This is a genomic window from Kitasatospora sp. NPDC029367 (assembly GCF_055569135.1).
In genome coordinates this window covers 44961-59535 of sequence record NZ_JBVHYH010000015.1, presented here as the reverse complement: position 1 = coordinate 59535, position 14575 = coordinate 44961, and the positions used below count along the sequence as shown (strand labels likewise).

The window sequence follows — 14575 nt, the reverse complement described above, 5'->3', positions numbered from 1 at the left end:
CGGCCCGTAGGGTGGGCGGCCGTGACCGACACCGCCGCCCTCCTCGCCGCCGTCCCCGGGCTGGCCCGCCACCTGCGGCCCGCCACCCTGCTGCACCCGTACGCCGTCCCCGGCGGCGCCCCCGCCGACCCCGCGGCGAGCCGGATCGGCGGCCCGGCCGAGTGGCCGCCCGGCGAGCCCTGGCCGCACTGCACCGCGCGCCACCCCGAGGAGGAGGACGTCCTCCCCCGCAGGGCGCCCGAACCGCCCACCGCTGCGACGGCGTTGGTCCCGCTCGCCCGGATCCGCGCCGAGGACGCCCCGCACCTGCCCCGGCCGCCCGGCACCGACCTGCTCCAGGTGCTCTGGTGCCCCAACGACCACGACGACATCCAGGGCGAGCGCTACTACTACGGCCCCGCCGTCGAACTCCACTGGCAGCGCGCCGCCGACCTCGCCCCGGCCACTCCCCCGCCGCCCCGCCACAGCGCGCCGGAGTACCTGCCGCGCCCCTGCGCGGTGCGCCCCGAACACCTCCTCGACCTGCCCGACCGGGACGAACTGCCCGGTGAACTCGCCCGCGCCGTCGCGGAGTTCGCCGAGCGACAGGGCCTGGAATACGAGCGGGACCTCGGCCGGGCGGACGGCTGGAAGCTGGGCGGCTGGCCCTCCTGGCACTGCACCGACCTGATCCCGATCGACTGCCACTGCGGGGCCCGGATGAGGCTCCTGCTCACGGTGGAGAGCGGCGAGGACCCGGACCTGTCCCTGGGCCGGCACGGCGAACTGCACGTGTTCGTCTGCCCGGTGGACCCGGCCCACCCGGTGGGGCTGGACATCCAGGGCTGAGGCCGCGGCGGGGCCTCAGCCGAGGTGCAGCCGGTAGACCTGCCGGGAGCCGCCCTCCGGTCCGGGGGCCGCGGCCTCGGCCGGGGTGAAGCCCAGCCGCTCGTAGAACACCCGGGCGCCGCCGGCCACCGCCCCGGGGTGGTCCGGGCCGAAGGTGACCACCTCGACGACGGCCGGGGCGCGGACGTGGTGGCGGCGCAGCGCGTCCTCGACCAGCGCCCGGCCGACGCCGGTGCCCCGGGCGCGGCCGGCCACCACCAGCCAGTGCAGGTGGTGCGGCCCGTCCTGCGCGGGGCCGAACAGCAGGCCGCCGAGCAGTCCCCCGGTGGACTCGGCGACGGTCGCGGTGCCCCGGGCCATCGACTTCTCCACCGCGCGGTGGAAGCCGGGCTCGGCCACCATCGGGCCGAACCAGTGCTCGACCTCGGCGGCGAGGGCGAGGAAGCCGGGCAGGTCCGCCGGGCCCGCCGCGCGCACGAAGTGGGCGGGCTGGGCGGGCTGGGCGGGCTGGCCCCGGCGTGCGGGGTCGGCCGGGCCGGTCATCCGGAGGGCCTGGACGGCCAGCGCGGGTCCACCACCGCGTGCGGGTCCTTGCCGCGGCGCAGCCAGGCCTGGAGGCCCTCGGCCCAGTCCCGGTACCAGTCGATCTGGCGCCGGTGCAGTTCGGCCGGGGCAACCTCCCCCACCTCGACCGGGTAGCGCCCGGCCAGGGCGACGGCGACCCGGACGGCGGCCAGCGCGTCGCTGCCCGCCTCGTGGGCGTCCGTCAGCTCCACCCCGTACACCTCGCAGACCCGCTGCAGGGTGCGCGAGCCCTTGCGGTACTTGTCGACGGCCCGGTCGATGACCAGTGCGTCCAGCACCGGCCCGACCGGGGCGCCGAGGCGCTCGGCGAGCACGGGCAGGCCGTAGCGGCGCAGCTCGGCGTCGAGCAGCGAGAGGTCGAAGGGCGCGTTGAAGGCGACCACCGGCCGTCCGTCCGCGATCCGCGCGCAGAGCGCCGCGGCTATCTCCTCGACCGCCTCCTTGGCCTGCCGCCCCCTGCTGCGCGCCAGGGCGTCGCCGATGCCGTGGATGGCCTCGGCCTCGGCGGGGATCGGCACCCCGGGATCGAGCAGCCAGTTGGCGGCCTCCACCCGGACGGCGCCGACGGTGTCCACGAGCGCGGCCGTGACGATGCGGTCCACGGCCGGGTCGGTGCCCGTGGTCTCCAGGTCGAAGCCGACCAGTGGCTGCTGCCACCAGCTCATCAGGTGTGTCCTTCCGTCCTCCGGCGAAACAGCCCCTATCATCACCCGCCCCACCGACAACCCGACCGGCAGGGGAGCCGATCAAGGGCCCGGTCGCCCTACGCTGTTCCCCGGACCCGAACGGAGGAGCCGACCATGAGCACCGCCCCGAACCTGCCCGTGCCCCCTCACGGGCCCGACGAGTCCCACCCGCTGCGGACCATCAGAGAGATTCGCGGATCGCTGCCGGAGGACCAGGTCGAACACTTCGACGCTGAGCTCGCCGATACCGACATCGACGCGCTGCCCGCCATGCTGCACCGCTGGGCAACGCTGGGAACCGACGGCTTCCTGGACTTCCTCCTGACGACGCCCCTCGAGGGCCTGGAGTTCGGCGCTCGCTCCTACGACGACGAGGAAGCCCCCGAGTGACCTACCTGCTGGACACGAACGTGGTCGCCGAGCTCACGACGCGACCGAAGCCGGCTCCCGCGGTCATCGAGTGGGCCCGATCCGTCCCGGCCACCGAGCACTTTCTCAGTGTCATCACCATCGCGGAGATCGAGGCCGGCGTGGCGGCAGCCCCTGATCCGCTGCGGCGGGCCGTTCTCGATCGGGTCCTCGACGGTCTCCGGGCTGAGTACCAGGGGCGGATCGCCGTGATCGGCGAGCGGGAGTCCTCCGCCTACCTCGCCGTCCACCGTCGGCTCAAGAGCCTCGGGGCCGGCATCGATCCGCCCGACGCGCTGATCGCGGCCACGGCCCTCGCGAACGGATGGACGCTTGTCAGCCGCAACGTCAAGCACTTGGCGCGCACCGGTGCGGCTGTGCTGAATCCGTGGGAGTACTGAGCGTTCTTCATGCGGACTGCCCCGGCCGCTGGATGCGGGCGGGGCAGTCCGGTCTTCCGCCGGCCGTAGACCGGTGTGAGGCCTACCGGGCCGCTGCCCGTCCGCTCAGCGCGAGCCGGCCGGACAGCACGCCGGAGGCCACGGCGAGCACCAGGCAGAGCGCCGCGCCGCCGGCCAGCGGCAGCCAGGGCAGCCGCAGTGCGACGCTCGCCTGCCCGGCCAGGATGCGGTGGTTGAGCAGGGCCGTGGTGCCGTACTGGGTGAGCGCGGTGGCGGCGAGGGCGAGGACGGCGGCGGTGGCCACCACCAGGGCGGCCTCCAGGGCGACCATCTGCAGCACCTGGCGGCGCAGCGTCCCGGCCAGCCGCAGCACGGTGAAGTCGCGGCGGCGGTCGGCGGCGCTCATCACCATGGTGTTGACGATGGCGATCAGCGCGTAGAGCAGGGCGGGACCGAGGATGGTGGTGGTGGCGATCCAGGCGTAGTGGGCGTTCGGGTCGGGGCCGGGGTCGCGGGCGTCGGTGAGGACGCCGCCGAGCCGGTCGGCGGGTTCGGCGCTGAGGTGGACGGCGCCGGGGCGGGCGCCGTTCAGGTGGCCGGTGACGGCGTCGCCGCTGAGCAGGACCTCGTCCAGGCCGAGCTGGGTGCGGTAGACGAGGGCGAGCCGCAGGCCGGTGACGGTGCCGTCGGCGAGGCGCAGGTTGACCTGGTCGCCGACCTTCCAGCCGTGGCCGCGGGCCTGGTCGGTGGAGGCGGCGAGGGTGGCGCCGTGCAGGTCGGCGGCGGTGCCGTCGACGGCGGGCAGGGTCCAGGCGGTGGCGAGGTCGCCGTCGACGACGGTGGCGGCGGAGGGTGCGCTGGCGGGCGAGTCCTCGCCGTGGTCGTCGAAGGCGGGCCGGTCGGCGCCGAGGCCGGTGACCACGGTGGAGGTGGTGGCGGTGGCGTGCAGGTCGGGCCGGCCGGCGGTGAGCCGGTGGGCGGCGTCGGCGGGCAGCGGGGCGGCGCCGGGGCGCAGCACGTAGCGGGCGGCGGCGGTGGCCCGGCCCTGGGCGGTCATGGCCTCGGCGAAGGCCGCGGTGGAGCCGACCATGGTGCCGGCGAGCGCGATGGTGAGGAAGGCCGGGGTGGCGGTGGAGACGGTGCGGCGCACCGCGGTGAGCGCGTTCTGCCGGGCGAGCAGCGGGGCGGCGGCGGTGAGCCGGGCGAGCGGGGCGCTGAGCAGCCGGACCAGCAGCGGGACGACGACGGGCGCGAACAGGGCGAGGGTGGTGATGGTGGCCAGGTCGGCGCCCATCACCCACTGGGAGGCGAGCTGCGGGTCGTCCGGCTGGTCGCCGGGGGCGGGCGGCAGGGTGGCCGCGGACAGGTAGTAGGCGACGCCGCCGACCAGGCCGAGCAGCCCGAGGACGGCGAAGGCCCAGCGCGGCCCGGTCATCACCCTGCGGTCGACGGCGGCGTCGCCGAGCGCCTCGACGGCGCGCACCCGCCCGGCGCGGACGGCGGCGGTGACGGCGCCGAGCAGCGCGACCGCCAGGCCGACGGCGGCGGCCAGCAGCATCGGTCCGACGGCGGGCCGGGCGGTGAAGCCCTCGGGGGCGGCGCCGCGGGCGACCAGCCAGGAGGCGAGGGCGGGCGCGCCGGGCAGCGCGAGCAGGCAGCCGCTGACGGCGGAGACGAGGGCGACGACGGCGGCCTCGCCGGTGATCAGCTGGACGATCTGGCGGGGCGTGGCGCCGACGGCGCGCAGCATCGCGATCTCCTGGCGGCGCTGGGCGACGGCGAAGGCGAAGGTGCCGGCGACCACGAAGACGGCGACGAAGGCGGCCATCGCGGAGGTGAACTGGAGCACCTTGTGCAGCGAGGGCGCGCCGAGCGGGGAGTCGTCCCCGGCGGTCTCGTTGAGCAGGCTGCCGGTGGTGGCGACCAGGGTGACGCCGAGGGTGAGGGCGACGTAGGAGCCGGCGAAGGCGGCCTTGCGGCGGCGCAGGCTCGCGGCGGCGACGGGCAGCAGGGTCCCGAGCGAGGTCATGCCGCCGTCCCCGCCGTCTCCAGGGCGGTCATCCGCTCGGCGACCTGCTGGGCGGTCGGGCGGGGCAGGTCGTCGACGATCCGGCCGTCGGCGAGGAAGAGCACCCGGTCGGCGTGGGCGGCGGCGACGGGGTCGTGGGTGACCATGACGGTGCTCTGGCCCTCGCGGTCGACCAGGTCGCGCAGCAGGGCGAGGACGTCGCGGCTGCTGGAGCTGTCGAGGGCGCCGGTGGGCTCGTCGGCGAACAGCATCCGGGGCCTGGTGATCAGGGCGCGGGCGATGGCGACGCGCTGCTGCTGGCCGCCGGAGAGCTGGGAGGGCAGGTGGCCGGCCCGCTCGCCGAGGCCGACCTGGGCGAGCGCCCGGTGGACCTCGGCGCGGTCGGGGCGGCGCCCGGCCAGGCGCAGCGGCAGGCCGACGTTCTGTTCGGCGGTGAGCGAGCCGACCAGGTTGAACGCCTGGAAGACGAAGCCGAGTTGCTGTCGGCGCAGCACGGTCAGCTGGGTCTCGGTCAGCCCGGCGAGGTCGGTGCCGTCCAGCACGACCCGGCCGCGGTCGGGGCGGTCGAGCCCGGCGCCGCACTGCAGCAGGGTGCTCTTGCCGGAGCCGGAGGGCCCCATGACGGCGGTGAAGGTGCCGCGGCCGAAGCCGACGTCCACCCCTCTGAGTGCCCGTACGGCCTCCGGGCCGGTGCCGTAGGTGCGGTGTACGTCTTCGAGGCGCAGTACGGCCCCGTCATCCCCCGTGATCTTCACGGGGCTTACACCTACCACGGGCGCACCCGTCCCGACCAGGGGTGATGGGTGAATCGTTACTGCAGTGAGGGGCCCCGGTCGGCCGGCGGGCCTCGGCTCCGTCGGGGGTCATCGGGCCGGCTCCCGGTGCATGGTGACGTCGATCGGGTCCTCGTCGACGGCCTCGAAGCCGTGCCGTTCGTAGAGCCGCTGGGCGGCGCTGCCCCGCAGGACGGTCAGGTGCACGGGCTCGCCGGCCGCGTCGGCGTCGGCGAGCAGGTGGCGCAGCACGGCGCTGCCGAGGCCGCGGCCCTGGAGGTGGGGGGCCAGGTAGAACATCTCCAGCCGGCGCCCGCCGCGTTCGTCGGGGCGGACGGTGACGGAGCCGCCGAAGGCGCCGTCGACCAGGAGGACCGAGGTGTACCGCGTGGAGAAGGCGTGCCGGACCCGGCGGCGGGAGCGCTCCGGGTCCCAGCGGCCGAGGCGTTCCAGGTCGGCGCGCATGACCTGGTCCTTGAGGTCGCTGATCGGGTCGAGGTCCTTGGGCCCGGCGGGTTCCAGGGTCCAGGCGGGGAGGCTGTTCACGCACCGCAGTGTTCCAGCGCGCGCACCGCCTCCACCAGCGGTTGTCTCACGATGCGGGCCGTGGGCCGCTCCCTCAGGAGACGTTCCGGGCGTCCGCCCAGACCCCCTCGAACTCCTCGCGGTAGACCTCCAGCAGCCCCGGCTCGGTCCCGCCCGGCTGCTGGCCGGCGCCGCCGCGCAGGATCAGTGCCGGGGACTCCATGCCGCGCGAGCGGCGCAGGTAGGGCTGGATGACGCCGAGGTCGCGGCCGGCCCGGCGGCCGGCCACCGGGCCGGTGGGGCGGGGGCCCTCGACCAGGTAGGCGGTGAAGCGCGGGGTCTCGTCGAAGACCCTGATCTCGAAGCCGCCCTGGTCCCGCAGCCGGGCCCGGACCCGCCGCACGTGCATGATGTTCATCTCAATGGCGCGGGACAACTCGCCCCGGGACAGGCCGAGTTCGCGTTCGCGGCGGCGCACCGCGCTGCTCGCCGGGTTGAGGAACAGCAGCCGCACCCGGCAGCCCTCGCCGGCCAGGCGGACCAGGCGCTTGCCGGTGTAGTTCTGGCAGAGCATGCCGAGGCCGATGCCGAGCGCGTCCAGCCGCCGGGCGCCGTCGAGCAGGTCCTCGACCGGGAGGTCGCGCTGCAGCCGGACCCGGTCGGCGTGCACGGCGACCACGTCGGCGTAGCGTCCGGCGACCAGCGACTCCACCACGTCGGCGGGCACCCCGCCCGCGCCGCCGTCGAGGACGGCGAGCAGCCGGGCGGCGGCGCGCTCGGTCTGGGCCAGCACGGTCTGGGTGAGCACCCGGTTGCGGGAGACCACGTGCCGGGCCACTTCCAGTTCGTCCAGGGCGAGTTCGATCTCGCGCCGGTCGGCGAGGTAGGGCTCGAAGCAGGGCCAGTGCTGGACCATCAGCTCGCGCAGCTGGGGCAGGGTAAGGAAGACCAGCGGGTCGTCGTCGGCCGGGTCGAGGAGGTAGCCCTTGCGGCGGCTGACCTCGCGCACGGCGCCGGCCCGGTGGGCCCACTCCTCGCCGGCCGGGCCGGCCGCGGCGGTGACCCAGTCCTCGCCGTGGGCGGGGGCGTAGATGGGGTGCAGCACCTCGTCGACCAGGGAGCGCAGCCGCTGTTCGACCAGGTTGAGCCAGACGTAGGCGCGCCCGGAGAGCCGGACCCGCTGGTAGGAGTCCTCCCACTCGGCGGCCGACCAGGCGAGCGCGGGGACCTCGACCGGGCCGCTCTGGGCGGGCACGAGGGCGCGGCCGGTCATGGTGGGGCGCATGACCACCGTGGGCGCCTCGCTGCGGGCGCCGCCCCGGTCGGGGCCGTCGGACCCGGAGCCGCGGCCGCCAGCAGGGAACACCATGCGCCACCTCATCTGCGGCTGACCCCCGCGGGCGCGGGGGCCGTTGACGGGCCGTTGACAATCACCGGTCGGCCGGAGCGGCCGGACGATCAAGGGTACTGCCCACCGCGAGCCGTCCGCAGCCGGATCGGCCAGGGGCCCTCCGGTGCATCTCCCGCACCGGTGGCAACAGTCTTCACACGAATGCTCGCCGGACACCCGTTCGGACTAACCCCGGCGGTACCTCCCGGCCGCCGGGGAAGGGCTCGGGGAGTATCTCGGGGAGTGTGCGGGCTGTGCCGTGCGTCACGGCTCGGTCAGGACCGCACATGCCCGGCCGCCCGGCCGGGAAGAGAGCGTCCGGGCCGGCCGCCCGGCCGGACCACCTGTCGGACTACACATCAGTTTCCGTATGTCACAAGGAAGTTGAGGACTCATGCAGGTCTGGCCCGGTAAGCCCTACCCCCTCGGCGCCACCTACGACGGGGTCGGCACCAACTTCGCGGTGTTCTCGGAGAGTGCCGACCGGATCGAGCTGTGCCTGATCGACGAGGACGGCTCGGAGACCGCCGTCGAACTGCGCGAGACGGACGCCTTCGTCCGGCACGCCTACCTCCCGGGCGTCCAGCCCGGCCAGCGCTACGGCTTCCGGGTGCACGGCCCGTACAACCCGGGCCTGGGCCAGCGGCACAACAGCGCCAAACTGCTCCTGGACCCGTACGCCAAGGCGATGAGCGGACACATCGACTGGGACGAGTCCGTGTACGGCTACCACTTCGGCGCACCCGAGCGCCGCAACGACCTCGACTCCGCTCCGCACACCATGCACTCGGTGGTCATCAACCCGTACTTCGACTGGGGCACCGACCACCCGCCGCGCACCGACTACCACCGCACCGTCATCTACGAGGCCCACGTCAAGGGCCTCACCAAGCTGCACCCCGGCATCCCCGAGGAGATCCGCGGCAGCTACGCGGCCCTGGCCCACCCGGCGGTGATCGAGCACCTGGCCAAGCTGGGCGTCACCGCGATCGAGCTGATGCCCGTGCACCAGTTCGTCCGCGACCACCGGCTGCGCGACCTCGGGCTGGCCAACTACTGGGGCTACAACACCATCGGCTTCTTCGCCCCGCACTCCTCCTACTCCTCCACCGGCGACCGCGGCCAGCAGGTGCAGGAGTTCAAGTCGATGGTCAAGGCGCTGCACTCGGCCGGGATCGAGGTGATCCTGGACGTCGTCTACAACCACACCGCCGAGGGCAACCACCTCGGGCCGACGCTGTCGCTGCGCGGCCTGGACAACGTCTCCTACTACCGCCTCGCCCAGGACCAGCGCTTCTACGAGGACACCACCGGCACCGGCAACAGCCTGCTGATGCGCAGCCCGCACGTGCTCCAGCTGATCATGGACTCGCTGCGCTACTGGGTCACCGAGATGCACGTGGACGGCTTCCGCTTCGACCTCGCCGCCACCCTGGCCCGGCAGTTCCACGAGGTCGACCGGCTGTCCTCGTTCTTCGACCTGGTGCAGCAGGACCCGGTGGTCTCCCAGGCCAAGCTGATCGCCGAGCCCTGGGACCTCGGCGAGGGCGGCTACCAGGTCGGCAACTTCCCGCCGCTGTGGACGGAGTGGAACGGCATGTACCGGGACACCGTGCGCGACCTGTGGCGCGGCGAGAACGCCACCCTGGCCGAGTTCGGCTCCCGGCTCACCGGCTCCTCCGACCTCTACCAGGACGACGGCCGCCGCCCGATCGCCTCCATCAACTTCGTCACCTGCCACGACGGCTTCACCCTGCGCGACCTGGTCTCCTACAACGACAAGCACAACGAGGCCAACGGCGAGGACAACCGGGACGGCGAGTCCTTCAACCGCTCCTGGAACTGCGGCACCGAGGGCCCCAGCGCCGACCCGGCCGTCGAGGAGCTGCGAGCGCGCCAGCAGCGCAACTTCATCGCCACCCTGATGCTCTCCCAGGGCGTGCCGATGCTCTCCCACGGCGACGAGCTCGGCCGCACCCAGCAGGGCAACAACAACGCCTACTGCCAGGACAACGAACTCGCCTGGGTGCACTGGCCCGAGGGCGACGGCCCGGCCGCCCGGCTGCTGGAGTTCACCCAGGGGATGATCTGGCTGCGCCGCGACCACCCGGTGTTCCGGCGGCGCCGGTTCTTCCACGGGCGGCCGGTCTCCGGGCGGCACGGCGCCGTCGCCCCCGCCCCGGACGGCTACGACGACCTCACCGACATCGCCTGGTTCACCCCCGCCGGGGAGGAGATGACCAAGCGCAACTGGGGCGCCAGCTACGCCAAGTCGCTGACCGTCTTCCTCAACGGCTACGCCATCTCCGAACCGGACCGGCGCGGCGGGCGGATCGTCGACGACTCCTTCCTGCTGATGTTCAACGCCCACTTCGAGCCGCTGGAGTTCACCGTCCCCGCCGACCACGGGCAGGAGTGGCGGGTCGTGGTCGACACCGCGCAGCCCCGGCTGCCCGCCCCCGGGGCCGGGGCCCGGGTCAAGGCCGGCGACGCCCTGTGGCTCACCGACCGCTCGCTGATGGTGCTCCAGCGGCCGGCCTGACCCGGGTGCCGGGGATCCCATGGGGATCTTGCGCTCACCTGTTCGGGTCAGCACCGGGTCTTGGCGGCGGGCCCGGCCGGGTACCTATGGAGCTATGACCTCCGCCGCCGAGCCCGCGCAGCCCCGCCCGGCCGCTACCCCTCCGACCGCCGCTACCCCTCCGACCGCCGCTACCCCTCCCACCGCCGCCACCCCTCCCACCGCTGTCCCCAGCGCCTCGTACCGCCTCCAGCTCCAGCCCGGCTTCACCCTGCGCGACGCCACCGCCGCCGTCCCCTACCTGGCCGCCCTCGGCGTCTCCCACCTGCACCTCTCCCCGCTGCTGGAGGCCACCCCGGGCTCCACCCACGGCTACGACACCGTCGACCACACCCGGATCAGCGAACAGCTCGGCGGCGAGAGCGCGCTGCGCGCCCTGGCCGCCGAGGCCCACCGGCACGGCCTGCGGCTGCTCGCCGACGTGGTGCCCAACCACATGGCCGTGCCCGTCCCCGAGCGGCTCAACGAGCCGCTCCGGCAGGTGCTCCGGGACGGGCCCGACTCGCCGTACGCCCGCTGGTTCGACATCGACTGGACCGCCCAGCCCGGCCCCGCCGACGCCCCGGAGCGCGGCCGGGTCCTGCTGCCGCTGCTCGGCGACCGGATCGGCACCGTCCTCGACCAGCTGGTGGTCGACGGCGAGGTGCTGCGCTACCACCGGCACGAGCTGCCGCTGCGCCCCGGCACCGAACGGCTCCCGCTCCCGGAACTGCTGGCCCGGCAGTGGTACCGGCTCGCCTGGTGGCGGCTGGCCCGCACCGAGCTCAACTACCGGCGCTTCTTCACCGTCAACGAGCTGATCGCCGTCCGGGCCGAGGACCCGGAGGTCTTCGCCGCCACCCACGCCGTGCTGCTGCGGCTGCACGCCGACGGCGTCCTGGACGGCTTCCGGATCGACCACCCCGACGGGCTCGCCGACCCGCGCGGCTACCTGCGCCGCCTGGCCGACGCCACTGGCGGCGCCTACGTCGTGGTCGAGAAGATCCTCACCGGCGAGGAGCGGCTGCCCGCGGACTGGCCGGTGGCCGGCACCACCGGCTACGACGCGCTGCGCCGCATCGACGGCGTGCTCACCGACCCGGCGGGCGCCCGCCGGCTGGCCGAGGCGTACGAGGCCTTCCTGCGGGGCGGGGCGGTCCCGGGCGGCGGGGCGGTCCCTGGCGGCGAGGCGGACCTGCCCGGCGGGGGGCCGGGCCACGAGCCCGGCGGGGCGCTCCAGCACCCCGCCGTCGCCGCCGCGCTGCGCGGCCGGGCCGAGATGACCGGGCCCGGCGGCGAGCTGACCGCCGAGGTCGAGCGGCTGGTCCGGATCGCCCTGCGGATCGGCGCCGCCGAACCCGCGCACGCCGACCACGCGCCCTGGCAGCTGCGCGCGGCGCTGCGCCGGCTGCTCACCCACTACCCGGTGTACCGGCCGTACGCCCGGCCCGGCGAGCCCGCCGACGACCCCGGGCTGCCGGTGGACGACGCCGCCGACCCGACCGAGCGCCTGGTCGCCGCCCTCGCCCTCGGCCGGCTGGGCCGCAGCGCGGACAAGGACGAGTTCTGCGTGCGCTTCGCCCAGACCGCCGCCGCCGTGGCCGCCAAGGGCGTCGAGGACACCGCCTTCTACCGCTGGAACGCGCTGCCCGGCCTCAACGAGGTCGGCGGCGACCCCGCCCGGCCCGGGCTGTCCCCGGCCGCGTTCCACGACTGGTGCCGGTACCTGGAGCGCAGCTGGCCGCACAGCATGACGGCGCTCTCCACCCACGACACCAAGCGCAGCGCCGACGCCCGGGCCCGCCTCGCCGTCCTCGCCGAGCAGCCGCAGGCCTGGGCCGCCGAGGTCACCGCCTGGTCCGCCGCCGCCGGGCCCGCCGCCCCCGGGCTCGACCGGGACGCCGACTGGCTGCTCTGGCACACCCTGGTGGCCGCCTGGCCGATCACCCCGGACCGGCTGGTCGCCGCCCTGCTCAAGGCCGTGCGCGAGGCCAAGCTGCACACCTCCTGGACCAGCCCCGACGCCGGGTACGAGCAGGCCCTGGAGCAGCGGGCCCGCGCCGTCCACGGCAACGCCGCGCTGCTCACCCGGATCGAGGGCCGGGTGCGGGCGCTCGCCCCCTACGCCCGCGCCAACACCCTGGCCGCCGCCCTGCTGCACCTGACCGTCCCCGGTGTGCCGGACCTCTTCCAGGGCAGCGAGGAGCCGCTGTACACCCTGGTCGACCCGGACAACCGGGGCGTGGTGGACCTCGGCGCGCTCGCCGTACGGCTCACCGACGCGGCCACCCCGCGCCCCGGCGACCTCGCCCGGGAGAAGCTCCACCTGACCGCCACCGCGCTGCACCTGCGCCGCTCCGGCCCGCTCGGCGCCTACCGGCCGCTGGCCGCCCCTGACCACCTGCTCGCCTTCGCCCGCGGCGAGGACGTGGTCACCGCCGTCACCCGGCTCCCGTACGGGCTGGAGCGGGCGGGCGGCTGGCGCGACGCCGTGCTGGAGCTGCCGCCCGGCGGGCCGTGGACCGACCAGCTGTCGTTGCGCGACTTCCCCGCCGGTCCGGTGCCGGTGGCGGAACTGCTGGCGACGTACCCGGTGGCGCTGCTGACCAGGAGGGGCCGATGAGCTCGCGCTACGAGGTCTGGGCGCCGAACGCGACGCGCCGGGTGGACGTGGAAGTCGGCGGCAGCGCCTACGAGTTGGAGCGCTGCCCGGACCGCGACGGCTGGTGGAGCGGCGAGGCCCCGGCGGGCGACTACGCCTTCCGGCTCGACGGCGGCCCACCGCTGCCCGACCCGCGCTCGCCCCGCCAGCCCTACGGCCCCGACGGCCCCAGCCGGGCGGTCGACCACGCCGCCTTCCGCTGGTCGGACACCGGCTGGCGCGGCCGGGCCCTGCCCGGCGCGGTGCTCTACGAGCTGCACGTCGGCACCTTCACCGCCCGCGGCACCTTCGACGCGGCCGCCGAACACCTGGACCACCTGGTCGAGTTGGGCGTGGACTTCGTCGAACTGATGCCGGTCTGCCCGTTCCCCGGCAAGCACGGCTGGGGCTACGACGGCGTCTCGCCCTGGGCCGTGCACGAGCCCTACGGCGGCCCGGAGGGGCTCAAGCGCTTCGTGGACGCCGCACACCGCAAGGGCCTCGGGGTGGTGCTCGACGTGGTGCACAACCACCTCGGCCCGTCCGGCAACCACCTCCCCGCGTACGGCCCCTACTTCACCGACCGGCACCACACCCCCTGGGGCTCGGCGGTCAACCTGGACGCGCCCGGCTCGGACGAGGTACGCGCCTACCTGGTCGGCAGCGCGCTCGCCTGGCTGCGCGACTACCGGATCGACGGCCTGCGGCTGGACGCCGTGCACGCCCTCGTGGACGACCGAGCCGTCCACTTCCTGGAGGAACTCTCGTGTGAGGTCGAGAAGTTGGCGACCTCGTCGAACCGTCCGCTGTTCCTGATCGCCGAATCCGACCTCAACACCCCGCGCACCACCGCCCCCCGCGAGGCCGGCGGCCAGGGCCTCACCGCCCAGTGGAACGACGACTTCCACCACGCCCTGCACTGCGCACTGACCGGCGAATCCCAGGGCTACTACGCGGACTTCGCGACCGCGCCGCTCACCGCCCTGGCCAAGGTGCTGCGCCACGGCTTCTTCCACGACGGCACCTGGTCCTCCTTCCGGGGGCGCAGCCACGGCCGCCCGTTCGGGGCCGGTGCGGCGGGCCACCGGCTGCTCGGCTACCTCCAGACCCACGACCAGGTCGGCAACCGGGCGCTCGGCGACCGGATCTCCACCTCGCTCACCCCCGGCCGACTGGCCTGCGGCGCCGCGCTGGTGCTCACCTCGCCGTTCACCCCGATGCTGTTCATGGGCGAGGAGTGGGCCGCCGCCACCCCCTGGCAGTACTTCACCGACCACACCGACCCGGCCCTGGCGGAGGCCGTCCGGCAGGGCCGGCGGCGGGAGTTCGCCGAGCACGGCTGGGCCGCCGAGGCCGTCCCGGACCCGCAGGAGCCGGCCACCGTGCTCCGCTCGGTGCTCGACTGGACCGAGCCCCGGCGCGCCCCGCACGCCGAACTCCTCGACTGGCACCGGACGTTGATCGGGCTGCGGCGCGCCCGGCCGGAGCTGGCCGACCCGGACCTCGGCGCGGTGCGGGTCGAGCACGACGAGGCGGCGGGCTGGCTGGTGCTGCACCGGGGGCCGTACCGGATCGCGGTCAACCTGGGCCCGGGCGAGGCGCTGCTGCCGCTGGGCGGCGCCGGGCGGGAGGTGGTGGCGGCCTTCGGCGCGGCGGCGCTGGTGGACACGGCAGTTCGGCTGGCGGCGGACGCGGTGGCGGTCGTCCGGGTGGGCTGAGGCCTCACCGTGTGCGTGGCCTGAGGTTCCG

At 75.1% G+C, this 14575-nt stretch carries 12 protein-coding genes; 6 read left to right on the top strand and 6 right to left on the bottom strand.

The window, feature by feature from the left end; all coding sequences use genetic code 11:
- Nucleotides 1-21: 21 nt before the first annotated feature.
- Entirely contained in the window at nt 22-828 is an 807-nt protein-coding gene (locus tag ACZ4W5_RS11090; RefSeq protein ID WP_465653935.1) for a DUF1963 domain-containing protein, read from the top strand.
- Between the two features lie 15 nt (nt 829-843).
- On the opposite strand, the gene ACZ4W5_RS11085 is transcribed toward ACZ4W5_RS11090, so the two are convergent.
- Entirely contained in the window at nt 844-1371 is a 528-nt protein-coding gene (locus ACZ4W5_RS11085) for a GNAT family N-acetyltransferase (RefSeq protein ID WP_360234716.1), read from the bottom strand.
- Nucleotides 1368-2078, bottom strand: coding sequence for an exonuclease domain-containing protein (locus ACZ4W5_RS11080; RefSeq protein WP_402482759.1), 711 nt, complete (start codon nt 2076-2078; stop codon nt 1368-1370). Before ACZ4W5_RS11080 ends, ACZ4W5_RS11085 begins: the two co-directional genes overlap by 4 nt.
- A 135-nt stretch (nt 2079-2213) precedes the next feature.
- Here ACZ4W5_RS11080 and ACZ4W5_RS11075 point away from each other — a divergent pair, with 135 nt between their 5' ends.
- Together ACZ4W5_RS11075 and ACZ4W5_RS11070 are read left to right on the top strand one after the other, a co-directional pair.
- Nucleotides 2214-2489 carry a hypothetical protein gene (locus tag ACZ4W5_RS11075; RefSeq protein WP_360234710.1) on the top strand — a complete coding sequence of 92 codons (276 nt, stop codon included), beginning with the start codon at nt 2214-2216 and terminating at the stop codon, nt 2487-2489.
- Nucleotides 2486-2908, top strand: coding sequence for a type II toxin-antitoxin system VapC family toxin (locus ACZ4W5_RS11070; RefSeq protein WP_360234707.1), 423 nt, complete (start codon nt 2486-2488; stop codon nt 2906-2908). Before ACZ4W5_RS11075 ends, ACZ4W5_RS11070 begins: the two co-directional genes overlap by 4 nt.
- 82 nt (nt 2909-2990) lie before the next feature.
- Here the strand turns inward: ACZ4W5_RS11070 and ACZ4W5_RS11065 are convergent, their stop codons facing one another.
- The 4 genes from ACZ4W5_RS11065 to ACZ4W5_RS11050 all read right to left on the bottom strand — a co-directional run bounded on the left by ACZ4W5_RS11065 (nt 2991) and on the right by ACZ4W5_RS11050 (nt 7604).
- Nucleotides 2991-4937 carry an FtsX-like permease family protein gene (locus tag ACZ4W5_RS11065; protein WP_465653934.1) on the bottom strand — a complete coding sequence of 649 codons (1947 nt, stop codon included), beginning with the start codon at nt 4935-4937 and terminating at the stop codon, nt 2991-2993.
- Entirely contained in the window at nt 4934-5692 is a 759-nt protein-coding gene (locus ACZ4W5_RS11060; protein WP_360234701.1) for an ABC transporter ATP-binding protein, read from the bottom strand. The genes ACZ4W5_RS11065 and ACZ4W5_RS11060 overlap by 4 nt, the downstream gene beginning before the upstream one ends.
- Before the next feature lie 108 nt (nt 5693-5800).
- Entirely contained in the window at nt 5801-6256 is a 456-nt protein-coding gene (locus ACZ4W5_RS11055) for a GNAT family N-acetyltransferase (RefSeq protein WP_465653933.1), read from the bottom strand.
- A gap of 73 nt (nt 6257-6329) precedes the next feature.
- Nucleotides 6330-7604, bottom strand: coding sequence for an SAV2148 family HEPN domain-containing protein (locus tag ACZ4W5_RS11050; protein WP_402482742.1), 1275 nt, complete (start codon nt 7602-7604; stop codon nt 6330-6332).
- Nucleotides 7605-8019: 415 nt separating this feature from the next.
- On the opposite strand from ACZ4W5_RS11050, the gene glgX reads away from it, so the two are divergent.
- From glgX to treZ, 3 genes are all read left to right on the top strand, one after another.
- Nucleotides 8020-10167: a glycogen debranching protein GlgX gene (gene glgX, locus ACZ4W5_RS11045; RefSeq protein WP_465653932.1), complete on the top strand. Its 2148-nt coding sequence runs from the start codon at nt 8020-8022 to the stop codon at nt 10165-10167.
- Nucleotides 10168-10261: 94 nt separating this feature from the next.
- Nucleotides 10262-12808, top strand: a complete 2547-nt coding sequence (locus ACZ4W5_RS11040) for an alpha-amylase family glycosyl hydrolase (RefSeq protein WP_465653931.1) — start codon at nt 10262-10264, stop codon at nt 12806-12808.
- Nucleotides 12805-14544, top strand: coding sequence for a malto-oligosyltrehalose trehalohydrolase (treZ, locus tag ACZ4W5_RS11035; RefSeq protein ID WP_465653930.1), 1740 nt, complete (start codon nt 12805-12807; stop codon nt 14542-14544). Before ACZ4W5_RS11040 ends, treZ begins: the two co-directional genes overlap by 4 nt.
- The last annotated feature ends 31 nt before the right edge of the window (nt 14545-14575 follow it).